Raw genomic sequence first — 23,245 nt, forward strand, 5'->3', positions numbered from 1 at the left:
AGGGATCCCAGTTTTTAGCACAAGTATTTTTTAGATCTTTTTTTCCAACTGATGATTTTCCGTGCTTTTCGCTGAAAACCCACCCGATCCGCTTAAAAATTGACGCATTTTGCCTTGCCTCGCTCCAGGAATACGATCAAAGTCTTCTTTAATAACGCTCATCTGTATCGAGGTAGATATGTTTGCAGTATTACGTCCTTATAAACATCTGTTCCCCCAAAAAGGCGATCGCGTGATGATCGATGCCAGCAGCGTGGTCATTGGTGATGTTCGCATGGCCGATGATGTCAGCATCTGGCCACTTGTCGCGATCCGGGGCGATGTTAACTACGTTGCAATCGGTGCACGCACCAATATTCAGGACGGCAGCGTGTTGCATGTGACTCATAAGTCATCTTATAACCCTGAAGGCAACCCGCTCATTATTGGGGAAGATGTTACCGTCGGCCATAAAGTGATGCTCCACGGCTGCACGATCGGTAACAGGGTTCTCGTTGGGATGGGATCGATTTTGCTGGATGGCGTCATTGTAGAAGATGACGTAATGATTGGCGCAGGGAGTCTTGTTCCGCAAAACAAGCGTCTTGAAAGTGGGTATCTCTATTTAGGCAGCCCGGTTAAACAGATCCGCCCCCTAAAAGAGACGGAGATCGAAGGATTGAAATACTCAGCGAACAATTACGTTAAATGGAAAAATGACTATCTGGATCAGGATAACCAGACCCAACCCTGATCGTCTTCCTGCTGATCGCGGATCAAATCGCTGGCATCCTCTTCCAGGTCCCAGCGATTTTCGCAAAAGACCGCTAACGGATCTGCCCCCCCAAAGCGCTGAAGCAACGTTTCCCCTTTAATCGCACAGGTGAGCTGCATTCCATGCACCAGCACCGGGAAACAAACCGCTTGCTTGTTTTCATCCCAGATTTCTCTGTCGGGAAAATGAATCGCCTGATTCACGCCGTCAGTTCCTGTTTCAGCTTTTCAATCACCGGTTCTACAGCGGGTAACAGGCCATGCCAGAGTAGCACCGCATGAGCCGCCTGCCCCACCAGCATTCCCAGACCATCAGCCACGTGTTTTGCCCCCTGTTGTTCGCACCAGGTCAGAAAAGGCGTTTTCCCTTTTTGATAAAACATGTCATAGGCGTAGATGTGGGAATGAATCAGGGATGCAGGAATCGCCGGGATCTCTCCATTAATACCGCTTGAGGTGGCATTAATCACAAGATCAAATTCGTGACGCGCGAGATCGTCAGGTGCTACCGCAGCTACGCTGCCTGTGTGTGCGAACAACGCCGCCAGCTCTTCTGCTCTGGAGAAAGTACGGTTGGTGATTGTCACCGCACAATCCAGCGAAAGAAGAGGAAGCAATACGCCGCGCGAGGCGCCACCCGCGCCGATCAGCAGGATCCGAAAGCCTGGTTTAATAAACGACAATCGCTCCAGATCGCTGAGTAAACCAATCCCATCGGTGTTATCGCCCAGAAGGCGACCATCTTCAAGCCGCTTAAGAGTATTGACGGCGCCAGCGAGCGACGCACGTTCGGTCAGTTCATCCGCGCGCCCGAAAGCCTCTTCTTTAAAAGGCACCGTGACGTTCGCACCTTTACCACCCGCATCAAAAAAGCTATTCAGCGTCGGTATAAATGCATCAACAGGCGCAAGAACCCGACCATATGGGTGATCTATATGCAATTGCTCCGCAAACAGCCGATGGATCAGAGGCGACTTGCTGTGCGCGATCGGGTTACCAAAAACAGCATAGGTTTCCATCACATTATCCCTGGCGAAAACGTTCGCCGGTCAAGGCATCGCGAATTTCTGACGGGTTAAGACGACCACCGGTTTCACCCACGGCAACAGGGAAATCATTCCCGAACTGCGCCAGAACTTCTTCGGTTGTCCGACAAGGGGGAAGCCCGGTCAGGTTGGCGCTGGTTGAAACAAGAGGTTTACCAAATGCCTGGCATAACTCCACCACCAGCGGATGGTCGGTGACACGTACCGCGAGTGAATCGAAACGCCCGGTTAACCAGCGCGGCGTTGTCGGCTGTGCAGGAAAAACAAACGTCACGGGACCAGGCCACGCAGAGAAAATGGTTTCCCGCTGTGCAGGTGTCAGCATGGAATCATCAATATAAGGCTTAAGCTGCTCGTAGTTCGCAGCGATCAAAATCAATCCTTTTTCGACAGGCCGCTGTTTTAGCGCCAGCAGACGGTTAACGGCGACTTCGCTGTCAGGATCACACCCGACCCCGAAAACGGCTTCTGTTGGATAGGCGATGACTTCTTCTTTTTTCAGGATTTCCACCGCCTGCGCGATGGAGCCTGATGGCAGGTTATTATTCACTGATTTGATCCGCCGAAACCGGCTTTCCACATTGTTTACTGGCGCAAAAGCGTTTCAAGCCTTGCGCGGTTTTCTTCTCTATAAGTAACGGATAATCGCAATGAGAGCAGACGCCCGCTACTGGTTTGAAATTGATGACGAACTGGCATTCAGGATAGCGATCGCACGAATGGAAGGTCTTGCCATAACGAGAGCGCCGCTGCACCAATTGGCCACGCTGGCACTGAGGGCAGGCAATTGCCGTTTCATCTGGCTTATCAATTTGTTCCGTATGTTCACACTCCGGGTAGCGGCTGCATCCGATAAACATCCCGAACCGCCCCTGCCGCAGCGCCAGTTCACCGCCACAGAGAGGACAAAGCTGTCCCTCCAGAATTTTGACGATATGTCCATCCGCCTGGCTTTTCAGGGGACGGACATAATCACATTCCGGATAGTGTGAACAACCGAGAAACGGACCGTGTTTCCCGGACCGAATAACAAGTTCTGCCCCGCACTGTGGGCAGGGCTCGTTTTTATGCACCGTGAAGAGTGCTGATTTGGCCATAACAACTCTTGTTGCTGCACATAGAATTAATGCAGCATACCTTCATTCACTTCAAAGAGTAATTCTTCCATTTGCTGATAGGCATTTTCACAGCCTGGAATGTTGAACAGAACCATCAGGATCACCCATTTCAGATCTTCCAGTTCAAACTCAGCAGTATCCAGCGCCATGACGCGCTCTATCACCATCTCTCTCGTTTCGAGGTTTAGCACCTGAATCTGCTCGAGGAATAAAATGAATCCCCGGCAGCTGGCATCCAGCCTTTCACACTCTTCAGCTGTATAGATGCGCACAGACAATGGGTCAGAAGCAAGCTGCATCGGTTCGGCGAGGCCGTCCTGATAATCAGCCAACTTATCCAGCCACATCAACGCATTATATATATCTTCCCGCTCAAAACCTGCGTCGGTCAGATCCCGTGTTAATTTGTCCTGATCCACCTGCATTTCTGCTTCGTTGTGGATGTAAGTCTCAAACAAATACATCAGTACGTCGAACATGGCATGCCCTCCTTAATCGGACATAGCCGCCGGGTACAGCTGCGATCCACCCTGCTAACTCCAGTTCGAGTAGCTGTGCTACCGTTACTGGCACAGGTTGGCCGGCACGTTCAGCGACAACGTCAACAGGTGTTACCTCATCTCCTACGTTAGCCAGGAGCTTGGGAAATGGCAATGCTACTGCCTCCTGATCCGATGAAATATGTCGCTTTTGGAGATCATCCTGCAACCAATGCAGTCCATACTGCAAATTTTCAAGGATATCTTCTTTGCAGGTCACCAGCGTCGCCCCCTGTTTTATCAGCCAGTGAGGGCCTTCGCAGCCGGGGTTCCCCAACGGGCCGGGCAGCGCAAAAACTTCACGCCCCTGCTCCAGTGCGCACCTTGCGGTAACCAGCGATCCACTCCGAATCGCAGCTTCGACCACCAGCACACCCTGGCTTAACCCACTGATGATCCGGTTACGCCGTGGAAAGTTACCCGGTCTGGGCGGTGTTGAGAGTGAAAACTCAGACACTATTGTCCCCTCTGAAGCGATAAGTTGCTCAGCCAGAATGTGATGACGACGCGGATAGAGACTAAAAAGACCATTGCCAAGCACGGCGACACTTCGCCCTTTTGCAGACAACGCCGCATGATGTGCTACACCGTCGATGCCGCAAGCCAGACCACTGGTGATCGTAAAGCCACATTGGGACAGCTGTTCGCTCAGCATTTTCCCCCAACGCTCGCCATACCACGAGGGCGCACGGCTGCCCACAACCGCAAGCTGCATGCTATTAAGCACGTCAACGCGGCCTCGCACAAATAGCGCCCCGGGAAAATCAGGGATAGAACGCAACAATGGCGGGAAGCGAGGATCATCCGCCGTGAGAAGGTGGTTGTCGGCGTGTTCCAGCCATTCCAGACTACGTTCAAGCTCACTCTCACTGAACGAAAAAAACTTTACGGCATGTTTGGGCGAAAGCCCTGACGCGTTGACAGCTTCAGCATCGACGGTTGCCTGGCGAAGCAGCCTCTGCGCAATCTCCAGCATCGCATCACCGTATAACGACCCGATGTTTATAAGCCGTAACCATATCTCTGTGGACGTCATCCTTTTCCCTGCCATAAGCAGCCTCAGCAATCTTTGCGATTGGTCACTGATGCTGTCAATCGACCGGGGATTTGTCTAGAATAGAAGTAATATTCTTATCAACTCCTGAACACGACTCTGGAAATTTATGGCAGTTTTGCAAGTGTTACATATTCCTGACGAGCGCCTTCGCATCGTCGCGGAACCGGTTAAAGAAGTGAATGCAGAAATTCAGCGTATCGTCGATGATATGTTCGATACCATGTACGCTGAAGAAGGCATTGGCCTTGCCGCGACCCAGGTAGACATTCACAAACGTATTATTGTGATCGACGTTTCTGAAAATCGTGATGAGCGCCTGGTGCTGATCAACCCTGAGCTGCTGGAAAAAAGCGGCGAAACAGGTATTGAGGAAGGCTGTCTGTCTATCCCTGAACAGCGCGCTTTGGTGCCACGTGCCGAAAAAGTTAAAATCCGCGCACTGGATCGTGACGGCAATCCGTTTGAGCTGGAAGCCGACGATCTGCTGGCGATTTGCATTCAGCATGAGATGGATCACCTGGTCGGTAAACTGTTTATCGATTACCTCTCACCTCTGAAGCAACAGCGTATTCGTCAGAAAGTTGAGAAACTGGATCGTTTGCGTTCTCGCGCTTAACGCCCCCGGATACAAGGAATAACGTGTCTACATCACTACGTATAATCTTCGCGGGTACCCCTGATTTTGCAGCGCGTCATCTCGACGCGCTGTTAACGTCTGGCCATCAGATTGTTGGCGTATTTACTCAGCCGGACCGTCCGGCTGGCCGCGGTAAAAAACTGATGCCTGGCCCGGTTAAGGTACTGGCAGAAACACATGGTTTACCGGTTTTCCAGCCTGCGTCATTACGACCTGAGGAAAACCAGAAGTTAGTGGCAGACCTGAACGCGGACGTGATGGTAGTTGTGGCTTACGGCCTCATTCTGCCGAAAGCGGTACTCGATATGCCCCGCCTGGGCTGTGTGAACGTTCATGGTTCTTTGCTCCCACGCTGGCGTGGTGCAGCCCCTATTCAGCGCGCTCTGTGGGCAGGCGATGCTGAAACTGGCGTGACAATCATGAAGATGGACGTAGGTTTAGACACGGGCGACATGCTGTATAAACTGGCGTGTCCCATCACCGCAGAAGATACCAGCGCCACGCTGTATGACAAGCTGGCGGATCTCGGCCCGCAGGGGCTGATTGAGACGCTGCAACAGCTTGCTGACAATACAGCGACACCTGAAGTGCAGGATGAGGCACAGGTGACCTATGCTGAGAAACTGAGTAAAGAAGAAGCCCGGATCGACTGGTCCCTGTCAGCAGCTCAACTCGAACGCTGCATCCGCGCCTTTAATCCATGGCCGATGAGCTGGTTGATGATTGATGAGCAGCCAGTGAAAGTCTGGAAAGCTTCAGTTATTAACGGCAATGCATCGGCAGAGCCCGGTACGATTAGCGACGCCAGCAAAAACGGTATCCAGGTTGCGACCGGAGAAGGGATACTGAATCTTGAATCGCTGCAACCGGCCGGTAAAAAGGCAATGAGCGCGCAGGATCTATTAAATTCTCGTCGTGAATGGTTCATCCCTGGCAATCGCCTTGCCTGAACAAATTTATTCTTAAGGCCCGGTGTTTCCGGGCATTTTTATTTTTACGGTTATGAAAAGACAAAATCTACGCACTATGGCGGCTCAGGCCGTTGAGCAGGTTATCGAGCAGGGCCAGTCACTGAGTAATGTCCTGCCTCCACTGCAACAAAAGGTTTCCGATAAAGACAAAGCCCTGCTTCAGGAGCTGTGCTTTGGCGTGCTGCGCACCCTCTCTCAGCTTGAGTGGTTGATTAACAAGCTGATGTCACGCCCGATGAGCGGCAAGCAGCGTACCGTGCATTATTTGATCATGGTCGGTTTCTACCAGCTTCTTCATACCCGCATTCCACCTCATGCTGCGCTGGCCGAGACAGTGGAGGGTGCCGTTGCGATTAAACGTCCTCAGCTAAAAGGATTGATCAACGGCGTGCTGCGTCAGTTCCAGCGTCAGCAGGACGAACTGCTGGCAGAATTTGCGCAAAGCGAAGCGCGCTTCCTTCACCCTGAATGGCTGCTGAATCGCCTTAAAAAAGCCTACCCACAGCAATGGCAAGACATTGTGGATGCCAATAATCAACGTCCGCCGATGTGGTTACGCGTCAATCGTAACCATCATACACGCGACGCATGGCTGGCCCTGCTGGAAGAGGCCGGAATGAGCGGCTTCACACACGCTGCTTATCCTGATGCGGTTCGTTTAGCCTCCCCTGCACCGGTACATGCATTACCCGGTTTTGAAGAGGGCTGGGTAACGGTACAGGACGCATCTGCTCAGGGCTGCATGACCTGGCTTGAGCCGAAAGACGGGGAGCAGATCCTCGATCTCTGTGCGGCGCCAGGGGGGAAAACAACGCACATCCTGGAAGTGGCGCCGCAGGCCAGCGTGATGGCCGTGGATGTTGATGAGCAGCGCCTTTCACGCGTCTATGACAACCTTAAGCGTCTGGGTATGAAAGCACAGGTTAAGCAAGGCGATGGACGCAAACCCGCTGACTGGTGTGGTGATACCCGGTTCGATCGCATTTTGCTGGACGCCCCCTGCTCAGCAACCGGCGTGATTCGTCGTCATCCCGATATCAAATGGCTGCGTCGCGATCGTGATATCAAGGAGCTTGCCCAGTTGCAATCCGAAATTCTGGATGCCATCTGGCCGCATCTCAAACCCGGCGGAACCCTGGTGTATGCAACCTGCTCTGTTCTCCCGGAAGAGAACAGTCAGCAAATTGCGGCTTTCCTGAAACGCACCCCGGACGCTACGCTGCACGATACGGGAACGCCTGAGCACCCGGGTCTGCAAAACCTGCCGGGCGCAGAAGAGGGTGATGGCTTCTTTTACGCTAAGCTAATCAAAGAGTGATGTTGAGAACAGGTCACGAAAGATGAAAATTATCATTCTGGGCGCAGGGCAAGTTGGCGGAACGCTGGCGGAAAATCTCGTGGGTGAAAACAACGATATCACCATTGTGGATACCAATGGCGATCGCCTGCGCGTTTTGCAGGACAAGTTCGACCTCCGCGTTGTTCAGGGGCACGGCTCTCATCCACGTGTGCTTCGGGAAGCGGGCGCGGACGATGCCGACATGCTGGTTGCAGTAACCAGTTCTGATGAAACCAACATGGTTGCATGTCAGGTGGCCTACTCGCTTTTCAACACCCCAAACCGCATCGCCCGCATTCGTTCTCCGGACTATGTCCGGGATGCGGAGAAGCTGTTTAATTCCGAAGCGGTACCCATCGACCATCTTATTGCGCCTGAACAGCTGGTTATCGACAGTATTTATCGTCTGATTGAGTACCCGGGCGCGTTGCAGGTTGTGAACTTTGCTGAAGGGAAAGTAAGCCTGGCGGTCGTGAAGGCTTATTACGGGGGCCCGCTGATTGGTAATGCCCTGTCGACAATGCGCGAGCATATGCCACATATCGATACGCGTGTTGCGGCGATTTTCCGTCACGACAGACCTATTCGTCCGCAAGGTTCCACCATTGTAGAAGCCGGGGATGAAGTCTTCTTTATTGCGGCTTCTCAGCATATCCGTGCGGTGATGAGTGAACTACAGCGTCTCGAAAAACCGTATAAACGTATTATGCTGGTTGGCGGCGGTAATATTGGCGCAGGTCTGGCGAGACGGCTGGAAAAAGACTACAGCGTGAAGCTGATCGAACGGGATCAACAACGCGCGTCAGAGCTGGCTGAAAAACTTCAGAATACCATCGTGTTTTATGGCGATGCTTCGGATCAGGAATTGCTGGCCGAAGAGCATATCGATCAGGTTGATCTTTTTATTGCCGTCACCAACGACGACGAAGCGAATATTATGTCCGCCATGCTCGCTAAACGTATGGGGGCGAAAAAAGTTATGGTGCTTATCCAGCGTAAGGCTTATGTCGATCTGGTACAGGGTAGCGTAATTGATATTGCTATTTCACCCCAGCAAGCCACCATCTCTGCCCTGCTAAGCCATGTGCGTAAAGCGGATATTGTCGGCGTGTCATCTCTTCGTCGTGGTGTTGCTGAAGCCATTGAAGCCGTCGCTCACGGGGATGAAACGACGTCACGCGTTGTTGGTCGCGCAATCGATGAAATTAAACTTCCACCAGGCACCATTATCGGCGCAGTAGTGCGAGGTAATGATGTGATGATCGCCAATGATAATTTACGTATTGAGCAGGGTGACCACGTTATTATGTTCCTGACCGATAAAAAATTTATTACCGACGTCGAGCGTTTATTCCAGCCAAGCCCGTTCTTCCTGTAATGATTTGGGTGCTCAGACGAGGGCACCCAAATATTAACCTTCTAATTTTCATGCCTTTTATTTTTCATAACGATTATTTATCCCCAATGGCAATTAGCTAATCATTTGTTAAACTTATAGGCGTCAGCTGGCACAAGGAGAACATAATGAGTTTTATTAAAGAATTTCGCGAATTTGCGATGCGCGGGAATGTGGTGGATTTGGCTGTGGGTGTCATTATTGGTGCGGCGTTCGGTAAGATCGTTTCATCATTAGTCGCCGACATTATTATGCCGCCGTTAGGACTGTTGATTGGAGGCATTGATTTCAAACAATTCGCCTTCACCCTTCGGGAAGCTCAGGGCGATATCCCTGCGGTTGTAATGCACTACGGCGTATTCATTCAGAACGTATTTGATTTCGTGATCGTGGCATTTGCCATTTTCATGGCGATCAAACTTATCAACAGACTTAACCGTAAAAAAGAAGAACCGGCTGCTGCCCCGCCAGCACCAACTAAAGAAGAAGTCTTACTGACTGAAATTCGCGATCTGTTAAAAGAGCAGAATAACCGCGTTTAATCAGGCGAGAGAAACAGAAAGGCCAGTGGTAAAAAAGCGATTAGCTTGCTTGCCACTGGCCTCCCAGTTACCACGTTGTGCATGTTTACCTTTACGCAAATAACTCCCTTTTCCCTTCTTGTTCTTCTCAACACGCTGTCTAAAAAGCGGGTCGTGAAGCAATGCCTCAATGGCGTTATCCTTAATTTGTCCCTTAGTATGCTGATAGCGGCTCATCATTTCTCCTGAGCATAGTTAATATCGGCGGGAGTCTAGTCCGTGGCTGATAAAAAATCAACAACCCTGAGTTTCACTACTGGCGCCCTGTTCAAGGGCTTCCAGTATTGAGCAATAAACACTGCTGTGAGCAGTACCGCAGCACGCGTCATTCAGCCTTTGTAGAGATCGTTGCATGGCCTGCAGCTCCTGAATTCGTCCTTCAACTTCATCCAGCCGGGCCTGAACGATGCTTTTAGATTCCTGACACGTATGATGTTCAGGATCGATACGGATCGACAGCAGTTCACGGATCGACTCCAGCGTGAAGCCGAGTTGCCGGGCATAGCGGATAAAACGAAGGCGTTGCAGGTCGTTATCCGTATAAAGGCGAAATCCACCTTCTGTTCTGACCTCATGATCGATCATCTGCTGCTTTTCGTAGTAGCGGATAGTATCCGGCGTTACGTTAGCAAGCTTCGCAAGTTCACCTATGCGGTACATGGCTACTCCTCGTTTATTTTTTGCATTAACCTTTCACTGTACTCACCATGCAAAAAGTCAGTATTCATTCCCGTCTGGCGCAGTTTTATTTCGATGAGCGCTAATCGACGGCTGATTTCGGAGTACCGCGGGTCATTCTTATGAATGCCTTTAAGCAGATCGGCAAGCTCGACGGCTTCATTGCGTTGCTGAAGTTCAGGGGGTAAACAACCTGCATTTTTCAGTAAGCGATAACCGGCTCGTAATTCAGGGGGAATGTGTGAATCATCGTCCAGCACCAGTGGCTCACCGCTACCGGGGAGATTTTCAAACTCGCCTTTGTTTTGGGCATCGCTAATATGGCGTTCAGCCCACTGATCGAGCAACCACATAATGAACTCCAGGGGATGAGCAGAAAAGATACAGACATTGTAGATAAGTGGAGATTCTGCGGATATAAAAAAACCCGCCGAGGCGGGTTTTTTTACGTTACTACAGATTACTCTGCAGCAGCTTCTGCTTTCTCTGAACGATCAACCAGCTCGATGTATGCCATCGGCGCGTTGTCGCCTGCACGGAAGCCACACTTCAGAATGCGAGTGTAACCACCGGCACGGCTCGCGAAACGCGGGCCCAGTTCGTTAAACAGTTTTGCCACGATCTCGTTATCACGAGTACGGGCGAATGCCAGACGACGATTAGCAACGCTGTCAGTCTTGGCAAGAGTAATCAGCGGCTCAACTACGCGACGCAGCTCTTTCGCTTTAGGCAGGGTCGTCTTGATGATTTCATGACGAACCAGTGAACCTGCCATGTTGCGGAACATAGCCTGGCGATGGCTGCTGTTGCGGTTCAGTTGACGACCACTCTTACGATGGCGCATGACCTTATCCTTCTCAGTAAAACCTTAACCTGTGATCCGGTTACTCGTCAGCAATGCTTGCTGGTGGCCAGTTTTCCAGGCGCATGCCCAGAGACAGACCACGTGAAGCCAGCACGTCTTTAATCTCGGTAAGAGATTTTTTACCCAGGTTCGGCGTTTTCAGCAACTCAACCTCGGTACGCTGTACCAGATCACCGATATAGTGGATAGCTTCTGCCTTGAGGCAGTTAGCAGAGCGGACAGTCAATTCCAGATCGTCAACAGGGCGCAGCAGGATCGGATCGAATTCTGGTTTCTCTTCTTTCACTTCCGGCTGACGTACATCACGTAAGTCAACGAAAGCTTCCAGTTGTTCTGCCAGGATGGTTGCCGCACGACGAATCGCCTCTTCAGGATCGATTGTGCCATTGGTTTCCATTTCGATGACCAGCTTGTCCAGGTCGGTACGCTGTTCTACACGCGCTGCTTCAACATTGTAGGCAATACGCTCTACAGGGCTGTAGCATGCGTCGACCAGCAGACGGCCGATTGGGCGCTCATCTTCTTCCGAATGAATTCGGGCAGAAGCCGGCACATAACCACGACCGCGCTGAACTTTGATACGCATGCTAATAGCTGCGTTCTCATCGGTCAGGTGGCAGATCACGTGCTGCGGCTTGACGATTTCAACATCACCGTCGTGGGTGATGTCGGCTGCAGTCACAGGGCCAATGCCAGATTTATTCAGAGTAAGAATAACTTCATCTTTACCCTGAACTCTCACCGCCAGCCCTTTCAGGTTGAGCAGGATTTCAAGGATATCTTCCTGAACGCCTTCTTTGGTGCTGTACTCATGAAGTACACCATCAATCTCAACCTCGGTCACCGCGCAACCCGGCATCGATGAGAGCAGAATACGGCGCAGTGCGTTACCCAGAGTATGGCCAAAGCCACGCTCTAAAGGCTCAAGGGTCACCTTGGCGTGCGTCGAACTCACTTGCTCGATATCTACCAGGCGCGGTTTTAGAAACTCTGTCACAGAACCCTGCATTGTGTCCTCTCTTTGGTACTAAGCTTTACTTGGAGTAAAGCTCGACGATCAGGTGTTCGTTAATGTCCGCAGACAGATCAGAACGCTCAGGCTGACGCTTGAACGTACCTTCCATCTTGCCAGCATCAACTTCCAGCCAGGTTGGCTTTTCACGCTGCTCAGCCAGCTCCAGAGCGGCTTTCACGCGAGATTGCTTTTTCGCTTTCTCACGAATGCTAACAACGTCATTCGCTTTAACCTGATAAGAAGCGATGTTAACAACACGACCGTTTACCATGATTGCTTTATGGCTAACCAACTGGCGTGATTCAGCACGAGTCGCGCCGAAGCCCATACGGTATACAACGTTGTCCAGACGACCTTCCAGCAGAGCCAGCAGGTTTTCACCTGTGTTGCCTTTCAGACGTGCTGCTTCTTTATAGTAGTTACGGAACTGACGCTCCAGCACACCGTAGATACGGCGAACTTTTTGCTTTTCACGCAACTGCACACCATAGTCAGACAGACGCGGTTTACGCGCACCGTGCTGGCCAGGAGCTTGTTCAATTTTACACTTGGTATCGATCGCGCGAACGCCAGACTTAAGGAATAAGTCGGTGCCCTCACGACGGCTCAGCTTGAGCTTAGGACCCAAATATCTTGCCATTTTCTATCTCCAACTAACCTAAAAAACGAGCGTTATACGCGACGTTTTTTCGGCGGACGACAACCGTTATGAGGGATCGGAGTCACATCAGTAATATTCGTGATGCGGAAACCAGCGGCGTTCAGAGCGCGAACAGTAGATTCACGACCCGGACCCGGACCTTTAACCATAACTTCCAGATTCTTGATGCCGTATTCTTTTACGGCTTCAGCGCAACGCTCTGCTGCAACCTGAGCTGCGAACGGAGTGGATTTGCGAGAACCACGGAAACCGGAACCACCGGCTGTTGCCCAACCCAATGCGTTACCCTGACGATCAGTAATAGTAACGATGGTGTTGTTGAAAGAAGCATGGATATGAGCCACGCCGTCAGAGACTTGTTTTCTTACACGTTTACGTGCACGAACTGGTGCCTTTGCCATTATTCAATCACCCCGATTATTTCTTGATCGGTTTGCGCGGACCCTTACGGGTACGTGCGTTGGTCTTAGTACGCTGACCGCGCACTGGCAGACCACGACGATGACGCAAACCGCGATAGCAACCAAGATCCATCAGGCGCTTGATGCTCATGCTGATTTCACGGCGCAGATCACCTTCAACGACAAATTTGGCAACTTCGTCACGCAGCGTGTCGATTTGTTCTTCAGACAGCTCACTGATCTTAACATCTTCAGCGATACCCGCTGCAGCCAGAATGGCTTTGGAACGGGTCTTGCCGACGCCGTAGATCGAAGTTAATGCGATCACAGCATGTTTCTGATCAGGAATGTTAATGCCTGCTATACGGGCCACTATGCACTCCTACTATTTAATATGTACGCACCATGCTGAAAAGCCCGTTTTCAGGATACTCAAATGGAAACGTACAGACATACAAAAGATTGGCTGGCTAATCTAGCCAGCTCAACCCAACTTTGCAAGAAAAATATGCGAAATAATCAGCCTTGGCGCTGTTTATGCTTCGGCTCGGCACTGCAAATCACACGGATGACACCATCACGCTTAACGATTTTGCAGTTACGGCATAATTTCTTGACGGAAGCACGAACTTTCATTTTTACTCTCCGTAACTTCTCAGACGACCATTTAGCGGCCGTAGCCTTTCAGGTTCGCCTTCTTCAATGCAGACTCATACTGACTGGACATCATCAGAGTTTGCACTTGAGCCATAAAGTCCATAATCACGACAACAACGATAAGCAGTGAGGTCCCACCGAAGTAGAACGGTACTTTCATTGCATCACGCATGAACTCCGGGATCAGGCAGATAAAAGTAATATAAAGCGCACCAACCAAAGTCAGGCGAGTCATTACTTTATCGATATACTTCGCCGTTTGCTCTCCCGGACGAATTCCTGGTACAAATGCACCGGACTTCTTCAGGTTATCTGCTGTTTCACGCGGGTTGAAGACCAACGCCGTGTAGAAGAAACAGAAGAAGATGATCGCAGACGCATAGAGTAACACATAAAGTGGTTGCCCAGGCTGCAAATACAGCGAAATTGTTGTCAGCCAGTTCCAACCAGTACCGCCCCCGAACCATGACGCGATGGTTGCCGGGAACAGAATAATACTGGAAGCGAAGATAGCCGGGATAACCCCCGCCATATTCACTTTCAGCGGTAAATGTGTGCTCTGTGCAGCATAGACACGACGACCCTGCTGACGTTTAGCGTAGTTCACCACAATGCGGCGTTGACCACGTTCAACGAAGACAACAAAGAACGTCACTGCAAATACTAATACTGCAACCAACAGCAACAGGAGGAAGTGCAGGTCGCCTTGACGCGCTTGCTCGATAGTATGGGCGATGGCCGGCGGGAGACCCGCAACGATACCGGCGAAGATAATGATTGAGATACCGTTACCGATACCACGTTCAGTAATCTGTTCGCCGAGCCACATCAGGAACATGGTCCCTGTGACCAGACTTACAACAGCGGTGAAATAGAATGCAAAGCCTGGGTTTAATACCAGGCCCTGCATACCAGGCATATTCGGAAGACCGGTAGCAATACCGATCGACTGGAATATTGCCAGCACCAGAGTGCCGTAACGGGTGTACTGGCTAATCTTACGACGTCCAGACTCCCCTTCTTTCTTCAACTCTGCCAGGGCCGGATGAACGACCGTCAGCAGCTGGATAATAATCGATGCCGAAATGTACGGCATAATACCCAGTGCGAAAATAGAAGCACGGCTGAGAGCACCACCAGAGAACATGTTGAACATTTCAATGATGGTGCCTCGCTGTTGCTCAAGCAGTTTGGCAAGTACAGCGGCATCAATACCAGGGATCGGAATAAAAGAGCCAATACGGAACACAATCAGCGCGCCGATTACAAACAGCAGTCTGCGTTTCAGCTCGCCAAATCCACCTTTGGCACTTTGAAAATCTAATCCCGGTTGCTTAGCCATCTGCTACTTATTCCTCAATTTTACCGCCAGCAGCTTCGATAGCAGCACGAGCACCTTTAGTAACACGCAGGCCACGAACAGTTACCGGAGTAGAAACTTCACCAGACAGGATCACTTTCGCGAACTCGATCTGGATACCGATAATGTTAGCTGCTTTCAGCGTATTCAGGTCTACAACGCCGCCTTCAACTTTCGCCAGGTCAGACAGACGGATTTCCGCTGTAATCGCTGCTTTGCGAGAGGTGAAGCCGAACTTCGGCAGACGACGGTACAGTGGCATCTGGCCACCCTCGAAACCGCGACGTACGCCACCGCCAGAACGAGAGTTCTGACCTTTGTGACCACGACCACCGGTTTTGCCGAGGCCAGAACCGATACCACGACCCAGGCGTTTACCCGCCTTTTTAGAGCCTTCGGCCGGAGACAGAGTATTTAAACGCATCTCTTACTCCTCAACTTTAACCATGAAGTAAACCGCGTTGACCATACCACGAACAGCAGGAGTATCCTCGCGCTCAACGGTATGACCAATACGACGCAGACCCAGGCCAAGCAGCGTTGCCTTGTGTTTCGGCAGACGACCGATTGCACTGCGGGTTTGAGTGATTTTAATAGTCTTTGCCATGGTCAATTACCCCAGAATTTCTTCAACGGATTTACCACGCTTGGCAGCGACCATTTCTGGAGAATTCATATTTTCCAGGCCATCAATAGTTGCACGAACCACGTTGATCGGGTTGGTGGAACCATATGCTTTAGCCAGAACGTTATGAACTCCAGCAACTTCCAGAACGGCGCGCATTGCACCACCGGCGATGATACCGGTACCTTCGGAAGCTGGCTGCATGAATACACGAGAACCCGTGTGAACACCTTTAACTGGGTGTTGCAGGGTACCGTTGTTCAGCGCGACGTTAATCATATTGCGACGGGCTTTTTCCATCGCTTTCTGGATCGCTGCTGGAACTTCACGCGCTTTACCGTAACCAAAACCAACGCGACCGTTACCATCACCCACTACAGTCAGAGCTGTGAAGGAGAAAATACGACCACCTTTAACGGTTTTAGATACGCGGTTTACCGCGATCAGCTTTTCCTGCAGTTCGCCAGCCTGTTTTTCGATGTGAGCCATCTTACACCTCTACCTTAGAACTGAAGGCCAGCTTCACGGGCAGCATCTGCCAGTGCCTGGACACGACCATGATATTGGAACCCGGAACGGTCAAAGGAAACATTGCTGATGCCTTTTTCCAGAGCGCGTTCTGCAACAGCTTTACCTACAGCTGCAGCGGCGTCTTTGTTACCGGTATACTTCAATTGTTCTGAGATAGCTTTTTCTACAGTAGAAGCAGCTACCAGAACTTCAGAACCGTTCGGTGCAATTACCTGTGCGTAAATATGACGCGGGGTACGATGTACCACCAGGCGAGTTGCACCCAGCTCTTTGAGCTTGCGGCGTGCGCGGGTCGCACGACGGATACGAGCAGATTTCTTATCCATAGTGTTACCTTACTTCTTCTTAGCCTCTTTGGTACGCACGACTTCGTCGGCGTAACGAACACCCTTGCCTTTATAAGGCTCAGGACGACGGTAGGCGCGCAGATCTGCTGCAACCTGACCGATCAGCTGTTTATCAGCGCCTTTCAGCACGATTTCAGTCTGAGTCGGGCATTCTGCAGTGATTCCGGCCGGCAGCGGATGCTCAACAGGATGTGAGAAGCCCAGAGACAGGCCTACTGCATTCCCTTTGATAGCTGCACGATAACCTACACCAACCAGCTGAAGCTTTTTAGTGAAGCCTTCGGTAACACCAACAACCATTGAGTTCAGCAGGGCACGCGCGGTACCAGCCTGAGCCCATCCATCCACGAAACCATCACGTGGACCGAAGGTCAGAGCGTTATCTGCATGTTTAACTTCAACAGCTTTGTTGAGGGTACGAGTCAGCTCGCCGTTTTTACCTTTGATCGTAATAACCTGACCGTCGATTTTGACATCAACGCCGGCAGGAATAACGACCGGTGCTTTAGCAACACGAGACATTCTTTCCTCCGATTAGGCTACGTAGCAGATAATTTCGCCACCAAGACCAGCCTGGCGCGCTGCACGATCAGTCATAACACCTTTAGAGGTAGAAACAACTGCGATACCAAGACCAGCCATTACTTTTGGCAGCTCATCTTTTTTCTTATAGATGCGCAGGCCTGGGCGGCTGACACGCTGAATGCTTTCTACAACAGCTTTACCCTGGAAATACTTGAGAGTAAGTTCCAGTTCCGGCTTGGTGTCGCCTTCAACTTTAAAATCTTCGATAAAACCTTCTTCCTTCAGCACGTTGGCAATTGCCACTTTCAGCTTGGCGGAAGGCATGGTGACCGCAACTTTGTTCGCGGCCTGACCGTTACGGATACGGGTCAGCATATCCGCGATCGGATCTTGCATGCTCATCTGTCTTTACTCCCGTGATTCAATTGGTAATTACCAGCTAGCCTTTTTCAAGCCTGGTACTTCACCGCGCATGGCGGCTTCACGCAGTTTGATACGGCTCAACCCAAACTTGCCCACATAACCATGTGGACGACCTGTTTGACGACAGCGGTTACGCTGACGAGACGGGCTGGAATCACGCGGCAGAGACTGCAGCTTGAGAACCGCATTCCAACGATCTTCGTCGGAAGCGTTCACATCAGAAATGATCGCTTTCAGTTCAGCGCGTTTAGCGAAGAATTTATCAGCTAAAGCTACGCGCTTTACTTCGCGTGCTTTCATTGATTGCTTAGCCATTCAGTAACCCTACCTTACTTGCGGAACGGGAAGTCAAAGGCAGCCAGCAGAGCACGGCCTTCTTCATCAGATTTCGCAGTAGTGGTAATGGTAATATCCAAACCACGCACGCGGTCGACTTTATCGTAGTCGATTTCTGGGAAGATGATCTGCTCACGGACACCCATGCTGTAGTTACCACGACCGTCGAAAGACTTAGCGGACAAGCCACGGAAGTCACGGATACGTGGAACAGCAATAGTGATCAGGCGCTCAAGGAACTCCCACATGCGTTCGCCACGCAGAGTTACTTTACAGCCGATCGGATAGCCCTGACGGATTTTGAAGCCTGCAACAGATTTGCGTGCTTTGGTGATCAGCGGTTTTTGACCGGAGATTGCTGTCAGGTCAGCTGCTGCGTTATCCAGCAGTTTCTTGTCAGCGATCGCTTCACCAACACCCATGTTCAGGGTGATCTTCTCGACCCGAGGGACTTGCATGACAGAATTGTAGCTAAACTCAGTCATGAGTTTGTTAACTACTTCGTCTTTGTAGTAATCATGCAGTTTCGCCATCGTACTACTCCAAATTACTTGATAGTTTCGCTGTTAGACTTGAAGAAACGGACTTTTTTGCCGTCTTCGAATCTAAAGCCTACACGGTCAGCCTTACCGGTAGCCGCATTGAAGATTGCAACGTTAGAAACCTGAATAGCAGCTTCTTTTTCAACGATGCCGCCTGGTTGGTTCAGGGCCGGAACCGGCTTCTGATGTTTCTTAACCAGGTTGATACCTTCAACGACGAGTTTGCCGGAAGACAGAACATTTTTTACTTTACCGCGTTTACCTTTATCTTTACCGGTTAACACGATAACTTCGTCATCACGACGGATTTTCGCTGCCATGATTCGCTCCTTAGAGTACTTCTGGTGCCAGAGAGATAATTTTCATGAACTTCTCAGTACGAAGTTCACGAGTTACCGGCCCAAAGATACGCGTGCCGATAGGCTGCTCGCTGTTATTGTTTAAAATAACGCATGCATTACCATCGAAGCGAATGACAGAACCGTCAGGGCGACGAACACCCTTCTTGGTGCGCACCACTACCGCCTTCAGCACATCACCTTTTTTGACCTTACCACGTGGAATTGCTTCCTTGATGGTGATCTTGATGATGTCGCCTACGCCTGCGTAGCGACGGTGCGAGCCACCCAGAACCTTGATACACATTACGCGACGTGCACCGGAGTTGTCGGCGACGTTCAGCATAGTCTGTTCTTGGATCATTTTAGTGCTCCGCTAATGTCAACTACTACCTGAGACTCTAAAATCAGAGCCGTTAAAAAGCCCCATATCGAGGGCGCGGCATTATAACACCGCTTCTGCAATATGGGTAGAAAAAATAAACGGCTCATTGCTGAGCCGTTTATTCGTATTGAGAATGCGTACTCTATTACAGAACCGCTTTCTCTACAACGCGAACCAGCGTCCAGGACTTAGTCTTGGACAGTGGACGGCATTCACGGATTTCAACCTTGTCGCCGATACCACATTCGTTGTTCTCGTCATGTACGTGCAGTTTGGTCGTACGCTTGATGAATTTACCGTAGATCGGGTGTTTCACAAAACGTTCGATAGCTACAACAATGGATTTCTCCATTTTATCGCTAACAACACGACCTTGCAGAGTACGGATTTTATCGGTCATTACGCACCCGCCTTCTGAGTCAGTAAAGTCTTAACGCGCGCAACATTGCGACGCACTTGCTTCAGCAGGTGAGTCTGTTGCAGCTGGCCACTTGCAGCCTGCATACGCAGGTTGAACTGCTCACGCAGCAGGTTCAGCAGCTCAGCGTTCAGCTCTTCAACGCTTTTTTCACGCAGCTCTTTTGCTTTCATTACATCACCGTCTTAGTTACAAAGGTGGTTTTGATAGGCAGTTTCGCTGCTGCCAGGCCGAAGGCTTCACGGGCCAGCTCTTCCGGAACACCGTCCATTTCATAAAGGACTTTGCCCGGTTGGATCAAGGCAACCCAGTACTCCACGTTACCTTTACCTTTACCCATACGAACTTCCAGTGGCTTCTCGGTGATCGGTTTGTCCGGGAATACACGGATCCAGATCTTACCTTGACGCTTAACTGCACGGGTCATTGCACGACGTGCTGCTTCGATCTGACGTGCAGTCAGACGACCACGGCCAACAGCTTTCAGACCGAAAGTGCCGAAGCTAACATCCGTACCCTGCGCCAGACCACGGTTGCGGCCTTTGTGCACTTTACGGAATTTTGTACGCTTTGGTTGTAACATCAGCGACGCTCCTTATTTACGGCCTTTACGCTGCTGCTTTTTAGGTTGAGCAGCCGGTTTTTCCGGTTGTTCAACAGCAGCCATACCACCCAGGATCTCACCTTTGAAGATCCATACCTTAACGCCGATTACACCGTAAGTGGTGTGCGCTTCAGAGGTGTTGTAGTCGATGTCAGCACGCAGAGTGTGCAGCGGTACGCGACCTTCGCGGTACCATTCGGTACGTGCGATTTCCGCGCCGCCCAGACGGCCGCTAACTTCAACTTTGATACCCTTAGCGCCCAGACGCATTGCGTTCTGTACAGCACGCTTCATAGCACGACGGAACATAACACGACGTTCCAGCTGAGAAGTGATGCTGTCAGCAACCAATTTAGCGTCCAGTTCAGGCTTACGAACTTCAGCGATATTGATCTGTGCAGGAACGCCAGCGATATCCGCTACGACCTTGCGCAGTTTTTCTACGTCTTCGCCTTTCTTACCGATAACGATGCCAGGGCGAGCAGTGTGAATAGTCACACGGATGCTCTTAGCTGGACGCTCGATAACGATACGAGATACAGACGCTTTAGCCAGTTCCTTAGTCAGGTACTGACGTACTTTAAAATCGCTGTCCAGGTTGTCAGCGAATTCTTTGGTGTTCGCAAACCAGGTAGAGTTCCATGGTTTTACAATACCCAGGCGAATACCATTAGGATGTACTTTCTGACCCATTGCTAGTCTCCAGAGTCTCAGCGATCGGACACAACCACAGTAATGTGGCTGGTGCGCTTCAGGATGCGATCTGCACGACCTTTCGCACGCGGCATAATGCGCTTCATGCTTGGGCCTTCATCTACGAAAATTTTCGCGACTTTCAGATCGTCGATGTCAGCGCCATCGTTGTGTTCAGCGTTAGCAATGGCAGATTCCAGTACTTTCTTGACCAATACCGCAGCTTTCTTGTTGGTATAGGTCAGGATGTCCAGGGCCTGCGACACTTTCTTACCGCGAATCAGGTCAGCAACAAGGCGAACCTTCTGTGCAGAAGAACGAGCATGGCGATGTTGAGCTAAAGTTTCCATCTCTTCCTCCTACCTTATTTCTTCTTCGCTTTTTTATCAGCAGCGTGGCCGCGATAAGTACGAGTCGGTGCGAATTCACCCAGTTTGTGACCAACCATTTCGTCGGTAACAAAGACTGGAACGTGCTGACGACCATTATGGACAGCGATGGTCAAACCGATCATGTTAGGAAAGATCGTTGAACGACGGGACCAAGTGCGCAGGGGCTTCTTGTCTCCGCTTTCCACCGCTTTCTCTACCTTCTTCAGCAAGTGCAGGTCAATAAAAGGACCTTTCTTGAGAGAACGTGGCATGGCTTATCCTCTAAAATTATTTGCTACGGCGACGTACGATAAATTTATCAGTACGCTTGTTGCTGCGGGTCTTCTTACCTTTGGTCTGAACGCCCCACGGAGTTACCGGGTGCTTACCAAAGTTACGACCTTCACCACCACCATGTGGGTGATCGACTGGGTTCATCGCAGTACCGCGAACGGTAGGACGAACACCACGCCAGCGTGCAGCACCAGCTTTACCCAGAACGCGCAGCATATGCTCAGCATTGCCAACTTCGCCCAGAGTAGCGCGGCAGTCTGCTTCGACTTTACGCATTTCACCAGAACGCAGACGCAGGGTGACATAAGCACCGTCACGCGCAACGATCTGAACGTAAGTACCGGCGGAACGCGCCAGCTGACCGCCTTTACCTGGTTTCATTTCTACGTTATGAACGGTAGAACCAACCGGGATATTGCGCATCGGCAGGGTGTTGCCTGCTTTGATTGCAGCATCAACGCCAGACTGAATCTGGTCGCCAGCTTTCAGGCCTTTAGGGGCCAGGATGTAACGGCGTTCGCCATCTTTGTACAGAACCAGCGCGATGTTCGCGGAACGGTTCGGATCGTACTCAAGACGCTCAACAACTGCTGGGATACCGTCTTTGTTGCGTTTGAAGTCAACAATACGATAAGCCTGCTTGTGGCCACCACCGATGTGACGAGTGGTGATACGGCCATTGTTGTTACGACCACCGGATTTGCTGTTTTTTTCCAGCAACGGAGCAAAAGGTTTGCCCTTGTGCAGCTCAGGGTTAACCACTTTAACTACGTGGCGACGACCCGGAGATGTCGGTTTACATTTAACAACTGCCATTGTATTACTCCTCCGACTTACTCAGCGCCGCCAACGAAGTCCAGGTTCTGGCCTTCTTTCAGGGTGACGTAAGCTTTTTTCCAGTCGCTACGACGACCGATACGCTGTCCGTGACGTTTAACTTTCCCTTTAACTACCAGGGTGTTAACGACTTCGACTTCGACTTCAAACAGTTTCTGCACAGCAGCTTTGATCTCTGCTTTGGTCGCGTCTTTAGCAACTTTGAGAACGATGGTGTTTGTTTTTTCCATCGCAGTAGACGCTTTTTCAGAAACGTGCGGTGCGCGCAGCACCTTCAGCAGACGTTCTTCACGAATCATGCCAGCATCTCCTCAACTTGCTTAACAGCATCAGCAGTCATTACGACTTTGTCGAAGGCGATCAGGCTAACCGGGTCGATACCAGTCGCGTCGCGTACGTCAACCTTGTGCAGGTTACGCGCGGCCAGGAACAGGTTCTCGTCCAGCTCACCGGTGATGATCAGCACATCTTCCAGAGCCATGTCTTTCAGTTTCTGTGCCAGCAGCTTAGTTTTAGGCGCTTCAACAGAGAACTTCTCGACAACGATCAGACGATCCTGACGTACCAGTTCGGACAGGATGCTTTTCAGCGCGCCGCGGTACATCTTTTTGTTAACTTTTTGACTGTGGTCCTGTGGACGCGCAGCGAAGGTCACGCCACCTGAACGCCAGATCGGGCTCTTGATAGAACCTGAACGCGCACGGCCGGTACCTTTCTGGCGCCATGGCTTTTTGCCTGAACCAGTTACTTCAGCACGAGTCTTCTGAGCACGAGTACCCTGACGAGCACCAGCTGCATAAGCAACAACAACCTGGTGAACCAGCGCTTCGTTGAAATCACGACCGAAGGTAGTTTCGGAAACAGTCAGCGCGCTCTGCGCGTCTTTCAATACTAATTCCATT

At 50.9% G+C, this 23,245-nt stretch carries 41 protein-coding genes; 6 read left to right on the top strand and 35 right to left on the bottom strand.

What is annotated here, in order from left to right:
- Positions 1–178: 178 nt before the first annotated feature.
- A complete protein-coding gene (locus tag HWQ15_RS05780) occupies positions 179–733 on the top strand; it encodes a gamma carbonic anhydrase family protein (protein WP_032626749.1) in 555 nt (184 codons plus the stop codon).
- On the opposite strand, the gene HWQ15_RS05785 is transcribed toward HWQ15_RS05780, so the two are convergent.
- Genes HWQ15_RS05785 through dprA form a run of 6 tightly spaced genes read right to left on the bottom strand, consistent with a single transcriptional unit; the run spans position 709 to position 4,492 of the window.
- The gene (locus HWQ15_RS05785; RefSeq protein ID WP_032626752.1) at positions 709–957 is read right to left on the bottom strand and encodes a DUF1488 domain-containing protein; all 249 of its coding nucleotides are present in this window, start codon (positions 955–957) and stop codon (positions 709–711) included. The genes HWQ15_RS05780 and HWQ15_RS05785 overlap by 25 nt on opposite strands.
- Entirely contained in the window at positions 954–1,772 is an 819-nt protein-coding gene (aroE, locus tag HWQ15_RS05790) for a shikimate dehydrogenase (RefSeq protein ID WP_023307090.1), read from the bottom strand. Before aroE ends, HWQ15_RS05785 begins: the two co-directional genes overlap by 4 nt.
- Positions 1,773–1,776: 4 nt before the next feature.
- Positions 1,777–2,349 (bottom strand): L-threonylcarbamoyladenylate synthase type 1 TsaC, encoded by a 573-nt coding sequence (gene tsaC, locus HWQ15_RS05795; protein ID WP_022649580.1) that lies wholly within the window; start codon positions 2,347–2,349, stop codon positions 1,777–1,779.
- The gene (locus tag HWQ15_RS05800; protein WP_023298754.1) at positions 2,342–2,896 is read right to left on the bottom strand and encodes a type I DNA topoisomerase; all 555 of its coding nucleotides are present in this window, start codon (positions 2,894–2,896) and stop codon (positions 2,342–2,344) included. The genes tsaC and HWQ15_RS05800 overlap by 8 nt, the downstream gene beginning before the upstream one ends.
- Before the next feature lie 26 nt (positions 2,897–2,922).
- Entirely contained in the window at positions 2,923–3,396 is a 474-nt protein-coding gene (smg, locus tag HWQ15_RS05805) for a DUF494 family protein Smg (RefSeq protein WP_000460665.1), read from the bottom strand.
- Positions 3,368–4,492: a DNA-protecting protein DprA gene (dprA, locus tag HWQ15_RS05810; protein ID WP_038416821.1), complete on the bottom strand. Its 1,125-nt coding sequence runs from the start codon at positions 4,490–4,492 to the stop codon at positions 3,368–3,370. The genes smg and dprA overlap by 29 nt, the downstream gene beginning before the upstream one ends.
- 127 nt (positions 4,493–4,619) lie before the next feature.
- Here dprA and def point away from each other — a divergent pair, with 127 nt between their 5' ends.
- The 5 genes from def to mscL all read left to right on the top strand — a co-directional run bounded on the left by def (position 4,620) and on the right by mscL (position 9,398).
- The gene (def, locus tag HWQ15_RS05815) at positions 4,620–5,129 is read left to right on the top strand and encodes a peptide deformylase (protein WP_006812188.1); all 510 of its coding nucleotides are present in this window, start codon (positions 4,620–4,622) and stop codon (positions 5,127–5,129) included.
- A gap of 23 nt (positions 5,130–5,152) precedes the next feature.
- Complete coding sequence (fmt, locus tag HWQ15_RS05820) at positions 5,153–6,100, top strand: methionyl-tRNA formyltransferase (protein WP_063149675.1); 948 nt, start codon at positions 5,153–5,155, stop codon at positions 6,098–6,100.
- Positions 6,101–6,152: 52 nt separating this feature from the next.
- Positions 6,153–7,439: a 16S rRNA (cytosine(967)-C(5))-methyltransferase RsmB gene (gene rsmB, locus HWQ15_RS05825; protein ID WP_026080642.1), complete on the top strand. Its 1,287-nt coding sequence runs from the start codon at positions 6,153–6,155 to the stop codon at positions 7,437–7,439.
- A 22-nt stretch (positions 7,440–7,461) separates the two neighbouring features.
- Positions 7,462–8,838 (top strand): Trk system potassium transporter TrkA, encoded by a 1,377-nt coding sequence (gene trkA, locus HWQ15_RS05830; RefSeq protein ID WP_003863337.1) that lies wholly within the window; start codon positions 7,462–7,464, stop codon positions 8,836–8,838.
- A 146-nt stretch (positions 8,839–8,984) separates the two neighbouring features.
- Complete coding sequence (mscL, locus tag HWQ15_RS05835) at positions 8,985–9,398, top strand: large-conductance mechanosensitive channel protein MscL (RefSeq protein WP_003863335.1); 414 nt, start codon at positions 8,985–8,987, stop codon at positions 9,396–9,398.
- Here the strand turns inward: mscL and HWQ15_RS05840 are convergent, their stop codons facing one another.
- From HWQ15_RS05840 to rplD, 29 genes are all read right to left on the bottom strand, one after another.
- On the bottom strand, positions 9,399–9,614 hold the full coding sequence (locus HWQ15_RS05840) for an alternative ribosome-rescue factor A (protein WP_022649585.1): 216 nt from the start codon (positions 9,612–9,614) through the stop codon (positions 9,399–9,401).
- Positions 9,615–9,671: 57 nt separating this feature from the next.
- Positions 9,672–10,097: a Zn(2+)-responsive transcriptional regulator gene (gene zntR / locus HWQ15_RS05845; RefSeq protein ID WP_003863328.1), complete on the bottom strand. Its 426-nt coding sequence runs from the start codon at positions 10,095–10,097 to the stop codon at positions 9,672–9,674.
- A 2-nt stretch (positions 10,098–10,099) separates the two neighbouring features.
- Positions 10,100–10,468, bottom strand: coding sequence for a DUF1992 domain-containing protein (locus HWQ15_RS05850; protein WP_022649586.1), 369 nt, complete (start codon positions 10,466–10,468; stop codon positions 10,100–10,102).
- Between the two features lie 107 nt (positions 10,469–10,575).
- A complete protein-coding gene (gene rplQ, locus HWQ15_RS05855) occupies positions 10,576–10,959 on the bottom strand; it encodes a 50S ribosomal protein L17 (protein ID WP_001216368.1) in 384 nt (127 codons plus the stop codon).
- A 40-nt stretch (positions 10,960–10,999) separates the two neighbouring features.
- A complete protein-coding gene (gene rpoA, locus HWQ15_RS05860; protein ID WP_002919219.1) occupies positions 11,000–11,989 on the bottom strand; it encodes a DNA-directed RNA polymerase subunit alpha in 990 nt (329 codons plus the stop codon).
- A gap of 25 nt (positions 11,990–12,014) precedes the next feature.
- Positions 12,015–12,635 carry a 30S ribosomal protein S4 gene (rpsD, locus tag HWQ15_RS05865; RefSeq protein WP_003863314.1) on the bottom strand — a complete coding sequence of 207 codons (621 nt, stop codon included), beginning with the start codon at positions 12,633–12,635 and terminating at the stop codon, positions 12,015–12,017.
- Positions 12,636–12,667: 32 nt separating this feature from the next.
- Positions 12,668–13,057: a 30S ribosomal protein S11 gene (rpsK, locus tag HWQ15_RS05870; protein ID WP_003863312.1), complete on the bottom strand. Its 390-nt coding sequence runs from the start codon at positions 13,055–13,057 to the stop codon at positions 12,668–12,670.
- A 16-nt stretch (positions 13,058–13,073) separates the two neighbouring features.
- Entirely contained in the window at positions 13,074–13,430 is a 357-nt protein-coding gene (gene rpsM / locus HWQ15_RS05875) for a 30S ribosomal protein S13 (RefSeq protein ID WP_003863308.1), read from the bottom strand.
- A gap of 146 nt (positions 13,431–13,576) precedes the next feature.
- Entirely contained in the window at positions 13,577–13,693 is a 117-nt protein-coding gene (gene rpmJ, locus HWQ15_RS05880; RefSeq protein ID WP_000868187.1) for a 50S ribosomal protein L36, read from the bottom strand.
- 31 nt (positions 13,694–13,724) lie between these two features.
- On the bottom strand, positions 13,725–15,056 hold the full coding sequence (gene secY / locus HWQ15_RS05885) for a preprotein translocase subunit SecY (RefSeq protein WP_003863305.1): 1,332 nt from the start codon (positions 15,054–15,056) through the stop codon (positions 13,725–13,727).
- 7 nt (positions 15,057–15,063) lie between these two features.
- Complete coding sequence (gene rplO / locus HWQ15_RS05890) at positions 15,064–15,498, bottom strand: 50S ribosomal protein L15 (RefSeq protein WP_014885468.1); 435 nt, start codon at positions 15,496–15,498, stop codon at positions 15,064–15,066.
- Positions 15,499–15,501: 3 nt separating this feature from the next.
- Entirely contained in the window at positions 15,502–15,681 is a 180-nt protein-coding gene (rpmD, locus tag HWQ15_RS05895; protein ID WP_003863301.1) for a 50S ribosomal protein L30, read from the bottom strand.
- 6 nt (positions 15,682–15,687) lie between these two features.
- Positions 15,688–16,188, bottom strand: a complete 501-nt coding sequence (gene rpsE, locus HWQ15_RS05900; RefSeq protein ID WP_003863299.1) for a 30S ribosomal protein S5 — start codon at positions 16,186–16,188, stop codon at positions 15,688–15,690.
- Positions 16,189–16,202: 14 nt separating this feature from the next.
- Positions 16,203–16,556 (bottom strand): 50S ribosomal protein L18, encoded by a 354-nt coding sequence (gene rplR, locus HWQ15_RS05905; RefSeq protein WP_003863297.1) that lies wholly within the window; start codon positions 16,554–16,556, stop codon positions 16,203–16,205.
- A gap of 9 nt (positions 16,557–16,565) precedes the next feature.
- Positions 16,566–17,099, bottom strand: coding sequence for a 50S ribosomal protein L6 (rplF, locus tag HWQ15_RS05910; protein WP_003863296.1), 534 nt, complete (start codon positions 17,097–17,099; stop codon positions 16,566–16,568).
- Between the two features lie 12 nt (positions 17,100–17,111).
- A complete protein-coding gene (rpsH, locus tag HWQ15_RS05915; RefSeq protein ID WP_006178918.1) occupies positions 17,112–17,504 on the bottom strand; it encodes a 30S ribosomal protein S8 in 393 nt (130 codons plus the stop codon).
- Between the two features lie 30 nt (positions 17,505–17,534).
- Positions 17,535–17,840, bottom strand: a complete 306-nt coding sequence (gene rpsN, locus HWQ15_RS05920; RefSeq protein ID WP_003863291.1) for a 30S ribosomal protein S14 — start codon at positions 17,838–17,840, stop codon at positions 17,535–17,537.
- A gap of 14 nt (positions 17,841–17,854) precedes the next feature.
- On the bottom strand, positions 17,855–18,394 hold the full coding sequence (rplE, locus tag HWQ15_RS05925; protein WP_022649589.1) for a 50S ribosomal protein L5: 540 nt from the start codon (positions 18,392–18,394) through the stop codon (positions 17,855–17,857).
- 14 nt (positions 18,395–18,408) lie between these two features.
- The gene (gene rplX, locus HWQ15_RS05930; RefSeq protein ID WP_003863287.1) at positions 18,409–18,723 is read right to left on the bottom strand and encodes a 50S ribosomal protein L24; all 315 of its coding nucleotides are present in this window, start codon (positions 18,721–18,723) and stop codon (positions 18,409–18,411) included.
- A 10-nt stretch (positions 18,724–18,733) separates the two neighbouring features.
- Positions 18,734–19,105 carry a 50S ribosomal protein L14 gene (gene rplN / locus HWQ15_RS05935; RefSeq protein ID WP_002919748.1) on the bottom strand — a complete coding sequence of 124 codons (372 nt, stop codon included), beginning with the start codon at positions 19,103–19,105 and terminating at the stop codon, positions 18,734–18,736.
- Between the two features lie 166 nt (positions 19,106–19,271).
- A complete protein-coding gene (gene rpsQ / locus HWQ15_RS05940) occupies positions 19,272–19,526 on the bottom strand; it encodes a 30S ribosomal protein S17 (protein WP_002438707.1) in 255 nt (84 codons plus the stop codon).
- Positions 19,526–19,717 carry a 50S ribosomal protein L29 gene (rpmC, locus tag HWQ15_RS05945; protein ID WP_003863282.1) on the bottom strand — a complete coding sequence of 64 codons (192 nt, stop codon included), beginning with the start codon at positions 19,715–19,717 and terminating at the stop codon, positions 19,526–19,528. The genes rpsQ and rpmC overlap by 1 nt, the downstream gene beginning before the upstream one ends.
- Positions 19,717–20,127 (bottom strand): 50S ribosomal protein L16, encoded by a 411-nt coding sequence (gene rplP, locus HWQ15_RS05950; protein ID WP_002919759.1) that lies wholly within the window; start codon positions 20,125–20,127, stop codon positions 19,717–19,719. The genes rpmC and rplP overlap by 1 nt, the downstream gene beginning before the upstream one ends.
- Positions 20,128–20,139: 12 nt before the next feature.
- Positions 20,140–20,841: a 30S ribosomal protein S3 gene (rpsC, locus tag HWQ15_RS05955; protein WP_000529945.1), complete on the bottom strand. Its 702-nt coding sequence runs from the start codon at positions 20,839–20,841 to the stop codon at positions 20,140–20,142.
- A 17-nt stretch (positions 20,842–20,858) separates the two neighbouring features.
- On the bottom strand, positions 20,859–21,191 hold the full coding sequence (rplV, locus tag HWQ15_RS05960; RefSeq protein ID WP_002919773.1) for a 50S ribosomal protein L22: 333 nt from the start codon (positions 21,189–21,191) through the stop codon (positions 20,859–20,861).
- Positions 21,192–21,205: 14 nt separating this feature from the next.
- A complete protein-coding gene (gene rpsS, locus HWQ15_RS05965) occupies positions 21,206–21,484 on the bottom strand; it encodes a 30S ribosomal protein S19 (protein ID WP_001138117.1) in 279 nt (92 codons plus the stop codon).
- A 16-nt stretch (positions 21,485–21,500) separates the two neighbouring features.
- Entirely contained in the window at positions 21,501–22,322 is an 822-nt protein-coding gene (gene rplB / locus HWQ15_RS05970; protein WP_000301859.1) for a 50S ribosomal protein L2, read from the bottom strand.
- Between the two features lie 17 nt (positions 22,323–22,339).
- The gene (gene rplW, locus HWQ15_RS05975; protein WP_000617546.1) at positions 22,340–22,642 is read right to left on the bottom strand and encodes a 50S ribosomal protein L23; all 303 of its coding nucleotides are present in this window, start codon (positions 22,640–22,642) and stop codon (positions 22,340–22,342) included.
- Positions 22,639–23,244: a 50S ribosomal protein L4 gene (gene rplD, locus HWQ15_RS05980; protein WP_000424395.1), complete on the bottom strand. Its 606-nt coding sequence runs from the start codon at positions 23,242–23,244 to the stop codon at positions 22,639–22,641. Before rplD ends, rplW begins: the two co-directional genes overlap by 4 nt.
- Position 23,245 lies beyond the last annotated feature (1 nt).

Source organism: Enterobacter sp. DSM 30060 (assembly GCF_013375955.1).
In the GTDB taxonomy this organism is placed as follows: domain Bacteria; phylum Pseudomonadota; class Gammaproteobacteria; order Enterobacterales; family Enterobacteriaceae; genus Enterobacter; species Enterobacter intestinihominis.

What these genes read in the sequence shown, in the direction of transcription:
- rpsK (WP_003863312.1), bottom strand. Translation starts at nt 13,057, where the DNA reads ATGGCAAAGGCACCAGTTCGTGCACGTAAACGTGTAAGAAAACAAGTC.
- rpmC (WP_003863282.1), bottom strand. Translation starts at nt 19,717, where the DNA reads ATGAAAGCAAAAGAGCTGCGTGAAAAAAGCGTTGAAGAGCTGAACGCT.
- rplX (WP_003863287.1), bottom strand. Translation starts at nt 18,723, where the DNA reads ATGGCAGCGAAAATCCGTCGTGATGACGAAGTTATCGTGTTAACCGGT.
- rpsH (WP_006178918.1), bottom strand. Translation starts at nt 17,504, where the DNA reads ATGAGCATGCAAGATCCGATCGCGGATATGCTGACCCGTATCCGTAAC.
- HWQ15_RS05840 (WP_022649585.1), bottom strand. Translation starts at nt 9,614, where the DNA reads ATGAGCCGCTATCAGCATACTAAGGGACAAATTAAGGATAACGCCATT.
- HWQ15_RS05800 (WP_023298754.1), bottom strand. Translation starts at nt 2,896, where the DNA reads ATGGCCAAATCAGCACTCTTCACGGTGCATAAAAACGAGCCCTGCCCA.
- trkA (WP_003863337.1), top strand. Translation starts at nt 7,462, where the DNA reads ATGAAAATTATCATTCTGGGCGCAGGGCAAGTTGGCGGAACGCTGGCG.
- rplD (WP_000424395.1), bottom strand. Translation starts at nt 23,244, where the DNA reads ATGGAATTAGTATTGAAAGACGCGCAGAGCGCGCTGACTGTTTCCGAA.
- zntR (WP_003863328.1), bottom strand. Translation starts at nt 10,097, where the DNA reads ATGTACCGCATAGGTGAACTTGCGAAGCTTGCTAACGTAACGCCGGAT.
- dprA (WP_038416821.1), bottom strand. Translation starts at nt 4,492, where the DNA reads ATGACGTCCACAGAGATATGGTTACGGCTTATAAACATCGGGTCGTTA.
- rpsS (WP_001138117.1), bottom strand. Translation starts at nt 21,484, where the DNA reads ATGCCACGTTCTCTCAAGAAAGGTCCTTTTATTGACCTGCACTTGCTG.
- rplE (WP_022649589.1), bottom strand. Translation starts at nt 18,394, where the DNA reads ATGGCGAAACTGCATGATTACTACAAAGACGAAGTAGTTAACAAACTC.
- rplF (WP_003863296.1), bottom strand. Translation starts at nt 17,099, where the DNA reads ATGTCTCGTGTTGCTAAAGCACCGGTCGTTATTCCTGCCGGCGTTGAT.
- rpmD (WP_003863301.1), bottom strand. Translation starts at nt 15,681, where the DNA reads ATGGCAAAGACTATTAAAATCACTCAAACCCGCAGTGCAATCGGTCGT.
- rplB (WP_000301859.1), bottom strand. Translation starts at nt 22,322, where the DNA reads ATGGCAGTTGTTAAATGTAAACCGACATCTCCGGGTCGTCGCCACGTA.
- secY (WP_003863305.1), bottom strand. Translation starts at nt 15,056, where the DNA reads ATGGCTAAGCAACCGGGATTAGATTTTCAAAGTGCCAAAGGTGGATTT.
- rplW (WP_000617546.1), bottom strand. Translation starts at nt 22,642, where the DNA reads ATGATTCGTGAAGAACGTCTGCTGAAGGTGCTGCGCGCACCGCACGTT.
- mscL (WP_003863335.1), top strand. Translation starts at nt 8,985, where the DNA reads ATGAGTTTTATTAAAGAATTTCGCGAATTTGCGATGCGCGGGAATGTG.
- rpsQ (WP_002438707.1), bottom strand. Translation starts at nt 19,526, where the DNA reads ATGACCGATAAAATCCGTACTCTGCAAGGTCGTGTTGTTAGCGATAAA.
- rpsD (WP_003863314.1), bottom strand. Translation starts at nt 12,635, where the DNA reads ATGGCAAGATATTTGGGTCCTAAGCTCAAGCTGAGCCGTCGTGAGGGC.
- rplV (WP_002919773.1), bottom strand. Translation starts at nt 21,191, where the DNA reads ATGGAAACTTTAGCTCAACATCGCCATGCTCGTTCTTCTGCACAGAAG.
- rplR (WP_003863297.1), bottom strand. Translation starts at nt 16,556, where the DNA reads ATGGATAAGAAATCTGCTCGTATCCGTCGTGCGACCCGCGCACGCCGC.
- rplN (WP_002919748.1), bottom strand. Translation starts at nt 19,105, where the DNA reads ATGATCCAAGAACAGACTATGCTGAACGTCGCCGACAACTCCGGTGCA.
- rpsN (WP_003863291.1), bottom strand. Translation starts at nt 17,840, where the DNA reads ATGGCTAAGCAATCAATGAAAGCACGCGAAGTAAAGCGCGTAGCTTTA.
- HWQ15_RS05780 (WP_032626749.1), top strand. Translation starts at nt 179, where the DNA reads ATGTTTGCAGTATTACGTCCTTATAAACATCTGTTCCCCCAAAAAGGC.
- rpsC (WP_000529945.1), bottom strand. Translation starts at nt 20,841, where the DNA reads ATGGGTCAGAAAGTACATCCTAATGGTATTCGCCTGGGTATTGTAAAA.
- def (WP_006812188.1), top strand. Translation starts at nt 4,620, where the DNA reads ATGGCAGTTTTGCAAGTGTTACATATTCCTGACGAGCGCCTTCGCATC.
- rpsE (WP_003863299.1), bottom strand. Translation starts at nt 16,188, where the DNA reads ATGGCTCACATCGAAAAACAGGCTGGCGAACTGCAGGAAAAGCTGATC.
- rplQ (WP_001216368.1), bottom strand. Translation starts at nt 10,959, where the DNA reads ATGCGCCATCGTAAGAGTGGTCGTCAACTGAACCGCAACAGCAGCCAT.
- aroE (WP_023307090.1), bottom strand. Translation starts at nt 1,772, where the DNA reads ATGGAAACCTATGCTGTTTTTGGTAACCCGATCGCGCACAGCAAGTCG.
- smg (WP_000460665.1), bottom strand. Translation starts at nt 3,396, where the DNA reads ATGTTCGACGTACTGATGTATTTGTTTGAGACTTACATCCACAACGAA.
- rplO (WP_014885468.1), bottom strand. Translation starts at nt 15,498, where the DNA reads ATGCGTTTAAATACTCTGTCTCCGGCCGAAGGCTCTAAAAAGGCGGGT.
- rpoA (WP_002919219.1), bottom strand. Translation starts at nt 11,989, where the DNA reads ATGCAGGGTTCTGTGACAGAGTTTCTAAAACCGCGCCTGGTAGATATC.
- rpmJ (WP_000868187.1), bottom strand. Translation starts at nt 13,693, where the DNA reads ATGAAAGTTCGTGCTTCCGTCAAGAAATTATGCCGTAACTGCAAAATC.
- rsmB (WP_026080642.1), top strand. Translation starts at nt 6,153, where the DNA reads ATGAAAAGACAAAATCTACGCACTATGGCGGCTCAGGCCGTTGAGCAG.
- HWQ15_RS05850 (WP_022649586.1), bottom strand. Translation starts at nt 10,468, where the DNA reads ATGTGGTTGCTCGATCAGTGGGCTGAACGCCATATTAGCGATGCCCAA.
- rplP (WP_002919759.1), bottom strand. Translation starts at nt 20,127, where the DNA reads ATGTTACAACCAAAGCGTACAAAATTCCGTAAAGTGCACAAAGGCCGC.